The sequence below is a fragment of the Streptomyces boninensis genome, from assembly GCF_048572725.1.
GTDB lineage: Bacteria > Actinomycetota > Actinomycetes > Streptomycetales > Streptomycetaceae > Streptomyces > Streptomyces boninensis.
The window spans coordinates 8,031,171-8,043,915 of sequence record NZ_CP183837.1 but is presented as its reverse complement, the minus strand read 5'-3'; the positions used below and the strand labels follow the sequence as shown (position 1 = coordinate 8,043,915).

8 protein-coding genes are annotated in these 12,745 nt (G+C 72.3%); 3 read left to right on the top strand and 5 right to left on the bottom strand.

The window, feature by feature from the left end:
• Positions 1-9: 9 nt before the first annotated feature.
• Positions 10-780 carry a serine/threonine protein kinase gene (locus ACNNMR_RS36360; protein ID WP_419998954.1) on the bottom strand — a complete coding sequence of 257 codons (771 nt, stop codon included), beginning with the start codon at positions 778-780 and terminating at the stop codon, positions 10-12.
• Positions 781-1,034: 254 nt separating this feature from the next.
• Between ACNNMR_RS36360 and ACNNMR_RS36355 the strand changes: the two genes are divergently transcribed.
• Positions 1,035-2,378: a DUF4185 domain-containing protein gene (locus ACNNMR_RS36355; protein WP_419998953.1), complete on the top strand. Its 1,344-nt coding sequence runs from the start codon at positions 1,035-1,037 to the stop codon at positions 2,376-2,378.
• Between the two features lie 228 nt (positions 2,379-2,606).
• Here the strand turns inward: ACNNMR_RS36355 and ACNNMR_RS36350 are convergent, their stop codons facing one another.
• From ACNNMR_RS36350 to ACNNMR_RS36335, 4 genes are all read right to left on the bottom strand, one after another.
• Positions 2,607-3,617, bottom strand: coding sequence for a sigma-70 family RNA polymerase sigma factor (locus ACNNMR_RS36350; protein ID WP_419998952.1), 1,011 nt, complete (start codon positions 3,615-3,617; stop codon positions 2,607-2,609).
• The gene (locus ACNNMR_RS36345) at positions 3,604-4,800 is read right to left on the bottom strand and encodes an NAD(P)/FAD-dependent oxidoreductase (protein ID WP_419998951.1); all 1,197 of its coding nucleotides are present in this window, start codon (positions 4,798-4,800) and stop codon (positions 3,604-3,606) included. The genes ACNNMR_RS36350 and ACNNMR_RS36345 overlap by 14 nt, the downstream gene beginning before the upstream one ends.
• Positions 4,801-4,905: 105 nt before the next feature.
• On the bottom strand, positions 4,906-5,685 hold the full coding sequence (locus tag ACNNMR_RS36340; protein WP_419998950.1) for an ABC transporter ATP-binding protein: 780 nt from the start codon (positions 5,683-5,685) through the stop codon (positions 4,906-4,908).
• Complete coding sequence (locus ACNNMR_RS36335) at positions 5,682-8,276, bottom strand: ABC transporter permease (protein ID WP_419998949.1); 2,595 nt, start codon at positions 8,274-8,276, stop codon at positions 5,682-5,684. Before ACNNMR_RS36335 ends, ACNNMR_RS36340 begins: the two co-directional genes overlap by 4 nt.
• A 155-nt stretch (positions 8,277-8,431) precedes the next feature.
• Between ACNNMR_RS36335 and ACNNMR_RS36330 the strand changes: the two genes are divergently transcribed.
• Entirely contained in the window at positions 8,432-11,671 is a 3,240-nt protein-coding gene (locus ACNNMR_RS36330) for a BTAD domain-containing putative transcriptional regulator (protein WP_419998948.1), read from the top strand.
• A gap of 149 nt (positions 11,672-11,820) precedes the next feature.
• Positions 11,821-12,675 carry a serine protein kinase RIO gene (locus tag ACNNMR_RS36325; RefSeq protein WP_419998947.1) on the top strand — a complete coding sequence of 285 codons (855 nt, stop codon included), beginning with the start codon at positions 11,821-11,823 and terminating at the stop codon, positions 12,673-12,675.
• The last annotated feature ends 70 nt before the right edge of the window (positions 12,676-12,745 follow it).

Here is a 12,745-nt window from a genome sequence, read left to right as displayed (position 1 = left end):
ATGCCCCTCCTACGCTTCGTCCGTGGGCGCCAGCAGGGCCAGGTGGCTCTCCCGCACCAGGTTGAAGCGCAGCGCAAAGGCGATGAGCTCGTCGCGTTTGCCGCCCTCCCAACGGCTCGGAGAGTGTGCCTCGCTACGCAGCCGCAGCTTGACGGAAGCGAGGTAGTCGATGTGGTAATTCACCGCCGAACGGGTCAGATCGCGGCAGCTCTCCAGCGGGCGCAGCCGCTCCACCACGTCGCCGACACTGGGCACGGCGCCACTGGAAGGGTTACGCAGCCGCGGCTCACACAGAGCCAGCAACACCAGGAAGTACTTCGACGTCGGGTCGAGCGCGAACGGGCTCACGGTGGACTCTCCACCCGTCAGTAGCGGCTCACCGTCTTGATACGCGTGCTCCGGTGCGAACACCTTGAAGGCGCTTTCCCCGTCCTGAGCCGGCAGCACCACCCGGGAGAACTCGAAGGGCACCGGCGCGCCGATCCTCCCCGGGGCTATCTTGATGTGCTCCCCCGCCCCCTCGAGGTTCTCCACGGCGTACGTTGTCGTTGCGCTGAAATTGGACAGCCGCCAGTAGTCCTCGGCTGCGGTGATCTGCCCCGCCCGGCGTGATACCCCGAGGTCGTACAGCGTGATAACGACGGGCGCATCCGGTGCGCCCCGCCCGAAGTCCGCGGTGTCACCCGGTGCAAGACAAAGCAGCTCAGGACGTTTCTGCCGGTCCTGCTGCTGCGATCGCCAGTCCCGCCGATCAGGCAATTGCACAATCACCGTCTCCACGCCGCTCCCCCAGTCGCCCCTCCTGAGCCTCTGGCTCTGACTGCAGCCAGGCCAGCCCGTCGCGCCGACAGCAGAATAGGGGGAGACGAAGTTGGACCGCCATGGTCTAACCGGCGTCTCTCGCCAGTGGGGCAGGCGGAACCCTGACGGTTGTCAGTGCACATGCCGTGAACCGGATGGTTCAGTGGCGTCTGACGGACAGCGGGGAGACAAGTACGGACACAGCATCGATACGGGCACCAAGGGAGTGTGTGATGCGGGAAGTTGGCGAGACTCGGCGCCTGTCTGAATTGGGGCTGGTCAGTCGGCGTACGATCCTCAAGGCAGGTGCGGGTGCGGCGGCCGGCACCGGGCTGGCGATGACAGGAGGATCCCATCCGGCCCATGCGGCGATCGGTAATCCCGTCAAAGCCAAGGCCAACGCGATTCAACTCGGCCAGCTCACCGGGCCATCGCAGACCGGCGACCTTTCGGTTCCGTACACCGATTTGGCTATTCCGGTACAGCTGTCCGACGGCTCGCTCCTGCTGATCGGCGGTGACACGTACGCAGGTGGCCTGCCGGGCGACTCCAGTGCGGACTGGCGCTCACCAGTTGCATTGCGCAGTCATTCCGCCCTGAGCGCCGGTGAATCCATAGTGGTCGACGGCGCCGTGGCCGACCGGCCCGGCCACGCCAAAGGCCTGGTGCCAGAGGGACATGACCCGGTCGGACCCCCACCCGAGACCCCTCCCGACCGGCGACCCCAGACAACGGCTCTGCCCTCGGACATTTTCCGGGTCGGAGACACGCTCTATATGCATCTGATGCGCGGAGTGATCTACGATACGCACCATACGGACTTCTGGAAGTCCACCGACAACGGTGAGACATGGACCTACCTGCGGCAATGGCCGGGGAACGCCTTTCTGGCCAACAAGGATGACAACGCCAGCGGACAGTTCCAGCAGAAGACGTACGCGGCCGACACAGACCCCAGCGATCCGTACATCTACGTCATGTCGACCGTGTTCAACCGGGACAAGGACTCCGGGCTGCTGCTGTTCCGAGTGCTCAAGAGCGACCTGGACAAGACCGACGCCGATGCCGCGGACTCAGGATGGGGTTGGCGATACGCCTACCAGGGATGGGGGCACAAGGACGGTCAATGGGGCTGGGGGAACGAGCCGACTTCGATCACGGATCCGCGAAAGTGGGGAGAGATCTGCTTCCGGGCCATGGAGGGCAAGTACGCCCTCAGCTGGTTCCAGCCGACGCCGGTTCAAAGCTTTGCGTACGCAGACATTCGTGCCATGACCTTCCCTCTGCCCACATCCGATCTCTTTCGGACTCCCGAACAAACCATGCTCTACTTCAACCCGAAGAACCCCGCCAGCGAGAGCAGCACGAAGGAATTGACCCACGTCTTCCCCAATCTGTACGGGGGATTCATCTTCCCCGGTTCGACGTTCGACAATTTCCACATCGCCGTCAGCCGATGGAACCCAAGCGGGCGCTACCCCACCGAGAAGATCACCTTCGACATTGGCGATCATCCCGTAGAGGCCGAATACCCGAACTATGCCGTGACGCAATGGAGGGCAAGCCTCTACAGCTAACCCTCCATACGCGGCGGCGCGCCTCCGTGATCATCAGTGGGGTGAGGTGGCCGCCCAGGACGGTCTGGTGGAGGTGGTCCATGCGGTTTTCCACACCCGGCAGGCCGTTGGGGATCTCCGAGTGTCCTTGCGTATCTCGCCGTGGTGTGCTGGTCGGACTTGCCTGCGGCCAGGGCCTGTTCGTCGGCAGCCTGCTGGGCTCGGCCAAGGGCTGGCTTCCGGGACCGCTCACCACCTCGTGATAGGTGGCGGTTTCGGGTGGTGATGCTGCCAGGTTTTGGTGAGGCGTGTGAGGTGGGTGGGGGTGGCGATGCCTCGTACGGTCGTGATGCGGCCGTTGGTGATGTCGAAGGTTACGGTGCCGACGACCTGGTCGGCGACCGTGAAGAGGAGGGCGGGGGTGCCGTTCACGAGGGCGTGATGGACGGTCAGCGGGCTGCCGGCGAAGCGGCGTTTCGCGGTGGTGGGGGTGAAGCCTGCCTGGGCGATGCTGGCGATGCGCTCTGGGGTGTCGTAGCGGAGCAGGGTCTTGGTCAGGCCCGCGCCGTCGGAAATCGCGATCGCGTCGTCGGTTAGCAGCGCCACCAGGCGGTCCGTACGGCCCGAGGTGGCGGCCGCCAGGAATTCCTCGACGATCGCGCGGGCGGTCGCCGGGTCCGATGTCGGGTCGGATGCCACGTCGGTCGTGCCGCCCCGGCGGGCCGCCGTGATGCGGCGGCGGGCGCGGTGCAGGTGCTGCTGGCTTGCGGGTTCGGTGATGTCGAGGATCGCGGCGATCTCGGCGTGGGTGTGGGCGAAGGCCTCGCGAAGGACGTAGACCGCCCGCTCCCGCGGTGCCAGGCGCTCCATCAGGGTCAGTACGGCCAGGGAGACGGACTCGCGCTGTTCGGCGGTGTCCGCCGGGCCGAGCATCGGGTCGCCGTCGAGGAGCGGTTCCGGCAGCCAGGCGCCGGCGGTGCGTTCGCGGCGGGATTGTGCCGAGCGGAGCCGGTCGAGGCACAGGTTGGTGACCACCTTGGTCAGCCAGGCCTCCGGCGCCTTGATCTGCCGCCGGTCGGCCGCCTGCCAGCGCAGGAAGGCGTCCTGCACGGCGTCCTCGGCGTCGGCGGCGGAGCCCAGCAGCCGGTACGCCAGCGAGGCCAGCCGGTGCCGGCCGGCCTCGAACTGGTCGGCGTCGAAGCGGTCGGCGTCGAAGCGATCGGTGGTGCTGTCCACATGGTTCACTCTAGGCGGGGGCATTCATCGTCTTCTCGGCGGAGGCGACCGCGCGCTTGCGTTTGGGGAGGCCGAACGTCGGGTGCGAGGTCGCCCACAGCGATCCCTTGATGATGCCCTTCTTGATCTCTGCGGCCTTCCGCCCGGCTACGTACCGCGGCCGCGCCCGCGCCTCGCCGTCGACCGGCTGCAGGATCCCGTCCCGCCGCCCGAGGCTGATGTGGTTGAACAGATAGACCAGCTTGGTCTGGGGCACCTCGCCGCCGGTCAGGCGCGCCGCGATCGCTTCGATCGCCTGCCGGGTGGTGTAGCCGGCCGAGCCGCAGGACATCGGCAGCTGCAGGCCGTTGTCGCCGACGGCATGGACGGCGTCGCCGATGGCGTAGACGTTCGGGTGCGAGAGCGATCGCATCGTACGGTCGACGACGATCTGCCCCTTGTCGGTGACCTCCAGCCCGGCGGCCGCGGCGATGGGGCCGACCTCGAAGCCGGCCGTCCATACGGTCGCGGCGGAGGCGAGGACGGTGCCGTCGGCGCACCGTACGCGGGTGGCTTCCACCTCATCGACGGTGGTGTGCTCCAGGGCGGTGATGCCCAGCCGGTCGCAGGCCCGGCGCAGGTGGCCGCGGGCTCCGGCGGAGAGGCGGGCGCCGAGCTCGCCGCGGGCGATCAGCGTCACGGGGAGGGTGGGCCGGGCTTCGGCGAGTTCGGTGGCGGTCTCGATGCCGGTGAGGCCGTCGCCGACGACGATGACGGGCCCGCCAGCGACAGCCATGCCGTCCATGCCGTCCAAGTGCGCGCGCAGCCGCAGCGCCGCGGGCCGGCTGGCGACGTTGAAAGCGTGCTCGGCCACCCCGGGCACGCCCTGGTCGGCGACCCGGCTGCCGAGTGCGTAGCAGAGCGTGTCGTAGCGGAGCTCTCCTCCACCCTCGGCATCGGCCACCGCGACGACCTGGCGCTCGGGATCGACAGCGGTGACCCGCGCCAGCCGCAGCCTGATCCCGGTGCCCGCGAAGATGTCGGCGAGCTGACGGGGCTCGACCGGGAGCCCGGCCGCCACCTGCTGCATCCGCATCCGCTCGACGAATTCCGGCACTGCGTTGACCACGGTGATCTCCACGCCCGCCGGTGACAGCCGGCGCGCCAGGATCCCGGCCGCATAGGCCCCGGCGTATCCGGCGCCGAGGACGACGATGCGGTGCTTCATGTGCTGCTCCTGTCTGCTCGCTTGGTCTCACGGACTTGAGCGGGACAGCGCGCCGATTGCTGACAGGAACGGCGTGTGACGAGCACCACAGGGCGGCGGCAACGCTCAATCCCGCCCCCGCAGCCGCGCCATGCGCTCGCTCACCGCCGCCGCCGTTGGCCGCTGGAGGGCGTCCACAAGCTCGCCATCAGCGAGGAAGAGCGTCTGGTCCGCCCACGCCGCCGCATTCGGATCGTGCGTGACCATCACCAGCGTCTGCCCCAGCGCGTCCGTGCACTCCCGCAGCAAGGACAGCACCTCCTGCCCGGAGGCGAGGTCCAGGGCGCCGGTGGGCTCGTCCGCGAGGACCAGCTTCGGGCGGGTGATGAGGGCGCGGGCGATGGCGACCCGCTGCTGCTGGCCGCCGGAGAGCTGCGCCGGGCGGTGGCCGAGGCGGTCGGTAAGGCCGGTGCGGGCGACCACGTCGCGCAGCCAGTCGCGGTCCGGGCGGCGGCGGGCGAGGCGGAGCGGGAGGAGGATGTTGTCCTGGGCGGTGAGGGACGGGACCAGGTTGAAGGACTGGAAGACGAAGCCGAGGCGGCTTCGGCGCAGGAGCGTAAGCCGGTGCTCGCTGAGCCGGGCGATGCCGGTGCCGTCGAGCCACACCTCGCCGGCGGTCGGCCGGTCGAGGCCCGCGGCGCAGCGCAGCAGGGTCGACTTGCCGGAGCCCGAGGGGCCCATGACGGCGGTGAAGGAGCCGGTGGGGAGGGTCAGCGAGATGCCGCGCAGGGCAGCGACGGCGCCGCTGCCGGTGCCGTAGCTGCGGGTCACCTCGTGCAGGCGGAGGGCGGCCTCGGCGACGAGCGGCGTGAGCGGCATACGGGCGAGTGCGTCCGGTTCGGTCATGGATTCCCCCACGTTTCCTGGTCGTTGTGTCGCGTGCGCAGCATCCGCCGCGCCGGCACCAGCGCCGATACGAGCGCGAGCACCGCCGCACCCCCCGCCGCACGGGCGACGAAGCCCGGCGGCCCGCTGATGGCCGGCTCCCCGGTCAGCGCCACGCTCACGCCGACCAGCACCACACCGGAGACGGCCGCGCCGAGCACCAGCCCGCAGGCGGTCACCACCGCCGACTCCCCGGCGACGAGGGCGAGGACATCGCGGCGGGTGGCCCCGGCCAGCCGGAGCGTCGCGAACTCCGCCGAGCGCGCGAGCGTCGCCATCACCAGCGCGTTGGCCAGCGCGAGCGCCGTAAAAGCGGCGATCAGAGCGCTGAAGAGATACACCGGCCAGGTCTCCGTAGCCGCGTTGTCGGCCCCGGCGTCGCGCATCGCGGCGCGGTCCGCCACGGCCGCGGTCGGCCAGCGCTCCGTCAGGCGCGTAAGACCGCGGTCGAGCGCGGCCCGGTCGGCGTCCGGCGCGGTGGTCAGGTAGACCGCGTCGAGCAGCGGGTCGGGGGTGTGGGCGCGCAGGACGGCCGCGGGCACGACGAGGTCGGTGAAGCCCAGGGAGCGGTCGTAGCGGGCGCCGACGGTGAGCTTCGCGTGGCTGCCGTCCGGCAGCCGGAGGCGGACGCGGTCGCCGACCCGCCAGCCGTACTCCTTGGCCTGCTCCTCGCTGACGGCCACCGCCCGGCCGGCGTCCAGGCCGGCCAGGGAGCCGGCGCGCACGTGCACGGCGAGCGCCCGCGAGAGCCGCGGATCGGCGGCGAGCGCACGGGCGTTGACACTCTCCGCCTCATCGGTGCGTACGGAGATCCGGACCCAGGCGCTGCTGGTCGCGGCGGCGGCCGTCACACCGGGCAGCCGCGCGGCTTCCTTCGCTACGGCAGGGGGCAGGCCCTCGGCGTCCTGGGCGAGGAGCGCGGTGTCGGCGCGGAGGCGTTCGTCGGCCCACCGGGCCGCGGCGGCCTGCTGCGTGCTCTGCATGAAGAGCGCCGAGACGGCGAAGCCGGTGAGCAGGACGATCGGCACCGCGGCGGCGGCGACCTGCCGCGGCGCGGCGGCGCTGTTGGCGAGGGCGAGGTGGCCGGTGCGGCGGGCCACGGCGCGTAATACGGCACCGGCGAGTGGGAGTACGGGGCGTACGAGCAAGGGACCCAGCACCGCGACGGCGACGAGCAGCGGCAGCACGGCGCCGAAGGCCAGGCCTGCGCCCTGCACGCCGCCGGTGGCGATACCGAAGGCGAGGAAGAGCCCGGTGCCGACCAGGAGCACGCATCCGGTCAGCAGCCGGGCGCGCGGCAGCCGATGGCTGGGCAGCGAGGCCTCCTGCAACGCGGTGGCGGGGCTCACCCGCGCGGCACGGCGGGCGGCGGCCAGCACGGCGAGCCGGGTGATGACGAGCGCGGCCGCCGCGGCCACGGCAGCTGGCCGGGCCGCGAACTCGACCCGCAGCTCGGCGGGTGCGACGCCGAGCGCGACCAGGCCCTCGGCGAGCGGCCCGGCGAGAGCGGCGCCCGCCGGCACTCCGACGGCCGCGCCGAGCAGCCCCACCGCCGTGGTCTCCCAGCCGATCATGCGCCTGACCTGCCGCGGCGTGGCACCCACCAGCCGTAGCAGAGCGATCTCCCGCTGCCGCTGCAGAATCGCGAAGGCGAACCCGCCCGCCACCACGAACAGCGCGACGAACACCGCCAGCGACCCCATCGACACGACGAAGACAAGCGTCTCGGTGAACAGCACATCGCTGCGCGAGACTTCGGCGGCCGCGGTGTCGGTGAGCACCGACAGGGAGGGGTCGTCGGGGCCGATCGCCTTACGGATCCGGTCCGCCAGCGCGCCCCGGTGCACGCCGCGTTCGGCGGTCACGGCGATGGCATGCGCCCGGCCGCCATGGGCGGGTGCGAGCCGCCGCGCCGTCTCCGGGGCGAAGAACAGCGCCGACTGATCCTTCGTCAGCCCGGGCCGGGGCGGAGCCGCGACGCCGCTGACCCGGTAGCGTTCCCGGCCCTCCGCGCCGGTCAGCACAGTCACGCGATCGCCGGTCCGCAGGCCGCCGCGGGCGGCGGTCGCCGCGTCGAGTACGACGTCGTGCGGGCCCCGCGGCGGCGCCCCGGCCGTCAGCTCGAAGGGCGTGACGGCCGCGCCCGCCCAGGAGTGACCAGCCGACCGGTCGCCCTGCCGCGGCGTGAGGGGACGGCCGCCGCTGCCTACGGCCTGCGCGTAGAACGTCACGTCCGGCACCGCCGCACGGACACCCGGCACTCTCGCTATCCGCTCCACCAGCCGCTCCGGCACCAGCGGACGCGGCACCAGCGGCGCCTCGACGTCGCCGAACCCGGGCTCGTGCCGCCTCCCGTCGAGCCCGACCGCGGCATCGCCCGCCACGACGACCGTCGCGCCGTGAAAGCGGTTCGCCTCGCCCTCGCCGCGCAGCGCCGCCTCCAGCAGGACGCCCGCGGCGGTGAGCAGGGTCACGGCGAGCACCACGGCGGCGAGTGAGCCGGCGAAGAGTGACGTACGGGCCCGCAGGGTGCTCAGTGCCAGCCGCAGCACGATGTCTCCTCAGGTTCGCCGTTGATCTGTTGATCCCGGCCACAGCATTGCCGCGGCCCCTGTCCGCTTCCTGTCCGCTCGCTGTCCGCCCCCGCGGGGGGCGCTTCGTACCAGAGGCTGACGACGGCCATCCCGCCAAGTGATCGGATGGCGCCATGGATTTACGCCTGCTGGGCGAGGTCGCCGTCCGTGAGGCCCCGGGGCAGGCGGTCCTGCCGATCACGGGGGCGCGGCAGCGGCTGCTGCTCGCGCTGCTGCTCCTGCACGCCCCGAGCCCGGTGAGCACCGACCGGATCCTGGACGAGCTGTGGACCCCGTCCCCGGCGAAGTCGCCCACCGCGGCGCTGCACACGGCGGTCGCCAAGCTGCGCCGGGCGCTGGGCCCGCGCGGCGCGGCCCTGGTCCGTACGAGCCCCGGTGGGTACCGGGCGGACCTCCGCGAACACCGCCTGGACATACGCGACTTCGAGGCCCAGCTGTCCACCGCCCGCGCCGCTCCGGGCCCCGACCGGCGGGCGGAGCTGCTGCGCGCGGCGCTGGACGGCTTCCCGGGTGCGCCGCTGGCCGGGCTGCCGGCGCTGCCTTTCGTCCAGCAGGAGCGGGCCCGGCTGGAGGCGGTGCGGCTCGGCGCGCTGGAGGACTGGGCGGAGGCGGAGTTGGCGGGTTCCGGGGCCGCGGATCCGGCGGGGCTCGTCGAGGAGCTGCGCGGGGCGGTGCGTCAGGAGCCCGGCAGGGAGCGGTCGTACGCGCTGCTCATCCGGGCGCTGCAGCGGGCCGGCCGGCAGCCGGCGGCGCTGGCGGCGTACCGCGAGGCGCGGGACGGGTTGCGGGAGCAGTTCGGCATCGAGCCGGGACCGGAACTGCGGGCGACGCAGCGGGCGGTGCTGCGCGGTGTCGAGGCCCGCGACGCCGCCGCGCCCGGTCCGGCCGGACCGCGCGGGCCGGGCACGCCGGACGGGCCGGGCCGGCCGGACGCCGCGGCCTCCGAGCCGCTGATCGGCCGGCGCGCGGAGCTGGGCGAGCTCGAGGCGCGGCTGGGCTTGGCGGGGCTGGTGACGGTGACCGGCGCCGGCGGGGTCGGGAAGACCCGGCTGGCGGAGGCGGCGGTGGCCCGGGAGCGGAGGTCGGGCGCCACGGTGTGGTCGGTGGACCTGGTGCCGGTCGCGGCGGACGGAGGGCCGGGGACGGTGGCCGGGGCGGGCAGGATGCCAAGGGCGGCAGGCACGGTGCCGGGGACGGTGGCCGGGGCGGGCAGGATGCCAAGGGCGGCGGACGCGGCGGACGGGTTGCCGCCCGGGGCGGCGGACGGCGTATCGGCGGCGGTGGCCGCGGCGATGGGGCTGCCGCCGGGGCCGACAGCGGCGGCGGACCTGGCCGAGCGGCTGCGTACGCTCGTCGCCCGAGCCACCCGCCCTCTGCTCGTACTGGACAACTGCGAGCACCTGCTGGACTCCTGCGCCGCCCTCGCGGTGCAGCTCCTGGACCGCCTCCCGGGCCTGCGGATCCTCGCCACCAGCCGAGAACGACTCGCCCTGACCGCCGAAACCACCCTCGCCCTGCCACCCATGACCGACGAGGACGCGGTCGAACTGTTCCGCCACCGGCTCGCCCGGCTCTCCCCCGCCGCCGCGCGCGCGGAGACCTTCCAGGACATCGCGAAGGTCTGCGCGGCCGTCGACCGGCTGCCGCTGGCCATCGAGATCGTCGCCGCGGAAGCCGCGTCCATGCGCCTGCCGGAGATCCTCGCGCAACTGCAGACCCACCGCGGCCTGCTGTCCCCCCGCCTACGTTCCGCCGACCCCCGCCACGACACGCTGCGGTCCGCCGTCGACTGGAGCCACCGCCTCCTCACCGACGCCGAACGCGCCACGCTGCGCGCCCTGTCGGTCTTCTCCTCCCCCATCACCACAGAAGCGGCCGAGGCGGTGGCCGGCCCCCGGGCGGCGGAGTCCCTGTCCCGGCTCACCACCAAATCGCTGCTCCTCTACGAACCGGACGCCCACTCGGCCCGCTACCGAATGCTCCTGCCCGTACGCCACTTCGCCCGCGCCGAGCTCGCCGAACACGGCGAAGAGGCGGCGGCGCTGCACCGCCACACCGCCTGGGTCACCGGCCTCGCGGAGCGCACTGCCGCCGCCATCCGCGACGGCCGGGCGGGCGAGGCTTTCGCGGCCGTCGCCGCCGCCATGCCCGAGGTCTCCGCGTGCCTCGATCGCCTCCAGGACAGCGAGGACGAGGCCGACCGACGCGGGGCATCACGCATAGCCACGCTGCTGTCCCTGTACTGGCTCGCCTCCGGCCGCCTGGAGGAGGGCCACCGCAGACTGCTGCGCGCCCTCCCCGACACCACGGCGGAGGATCCTTGGTACGCGGAGGCGCTGGCGTGGTGCGCGTGGCTGGGCATGTTCGTACGGAAGCCCGGGGACGACGCCTCCCGCACAGCCGCGGACGACGACCGCTCGCTCCTGACCCGCGCACTGACCGCTGCCGAGAAGACCGCCGACCCGGCCCGCCTCACCCTCGTCGGCGCGCTCGCGCAAACCGTCCACCTACGCCGCGACCGCCTCCCCGACGCCCGCGCCGCCGCCCACCGCACCGCCACCGCACCGGACGAACGCGCCCACCGCTGGGAGACCGGCCTCTGGCGCCTCTTCCACGGCGAACTGCTCACCGTGGACGGCCAACCGGCCCCAGGCCTGGAATCCGCCCTGACCGCCCGCGAACTCCTCACCGGCCTCGACCCGTACGCCGCCGCCACCGCGGCCACCGTCACCGGCGCCGCCTACGAACGCCTGGGCCACCGCTCCCAAGCTGTGACGTGCTGGCGCGAGGCCCGCGCCGAACTGCTGGCGCTGGACATCGCATACGAGGCGGCGTACGTCAGCGCCATCCTGGCGTACGCGGCAATAGGCGACGGCAATTGGAAAGAAGCAGCCGAGGAAACCACCACCCTCCGCCGCTACGCCACCACCCACGACAACCCCCTCCTCCTGGCCACCGCCGACACCGCCGCCGCCCTCACGGCCCGCGCCCACGGCGACCACTCCCGGGCCGAGCACCTCCACCGCGCGGCCATCACCGGCTACCTCACAGCCGCCCGCCCGGAATGCGCCGCCCACGACCTCACCATGCTCGCCGCCCTGGCCGCGGAATCCGGCCGCCCCCTCCCGGCCCGCATCCGTTACGAACAGGCGCTACACACGGCCCGCGACTCCGGCCGCCCCCACGCGGAGATCCTCCCCCTGCAAGGCCTGATCGCCCTGGCCGACGACCGGGACGAGGTAGCCGCACACCACACCCGCCTGACCCACCTACTCCAAACCTCCGCCCCACACCGCACCACCGAATGCCCCTTCCACCTGGCCGGCGAGGCGCTCGCCTTCGTACGGCAATAAATACGTTGCGCGCCCGGAAGCGGGCGTGGAACCTGGTGCGACCGAGCGGCGAGGAGCGCTGCCTGGACCTAAGGAGGGCTGGCGAATGGCGATCTCTGTGCTGCGGCATGTCCGCGTCAGTCCCACCTCACCGTTCAGGAGCACTTCCGATGTCTTTCGACGCCTCTCGCGCCGAGCACCACTTTGACTTTGATTTCTTTGCAGTAGATGAGCGGCTGGGTCCCGATCAGCGGTGGTCGACCTGGCTGGATGTCGAGCGCGGTTCGCGCGGGCCGGAGCCGCGTCCCGCGTGGGTCGTGACCGAACAGGCCGCGGTCGATACCGAGCTCGGTGTCCTCAAGACCGGTAAGGAAGCCGATGTCTTCCTGATCGAGCGGGCCGTCGACGCCATTGGCGAGCAGCCCGCCAAGTCCGCGCTGCTGGCTGCGAAGCGGTATCGCACCGAGGAGCACCGGTCCTTCCACCGCAGCACGTCGTACGTCGAGGGCCGCCGCACCCGCAACAGCCGTGACAGCCGGGCGATGGCCAAGAAGACGGCCCACGGCCGCGGTGTCGCCGCCGGGCAGTGGGCCTATGCGGAGTGGGACGCGCTGTGCCGGCTGTGGCGGGCCGGGGTGCCCGTGCCGTATCCGGTGCAGGTCGACGGGACCGAGTTGCTGATGGAGTTCATCGACGACGGGGAGGGCGGGGCGGCGCCGCGGCTCGCTCAGGTCCGGCCGTCGAGGGAGCTGCTCGGGCTGTACTTCGAGCAGCTCCGGGGCGGCATGCGCGAGCTGGCGCGGGCCGGGCTGGCGCACGGTGACCTCTCGCCGTACAACGTCCTCGCCCAGCCGGAGCGCATCGTCATGATCGACCTCCCGCAGGTGGTCGACGTCGTCGGCAATCCGAAGGGCATGGACTTCCTGCTGCGCGACTGCCACAACATGGCGACGTGGTTCACCAAGCGCGGGCTGGACGTCGACGAGCAGGAACTCTTCGCCGACCTCCTGACGATGGTGTTCTGACGGCAGGCCCCCGGGCGCCCGCTGAACTCAGGCCCCGCTACGGACAGTTACCGGCCGGCTGCAGCCCGGC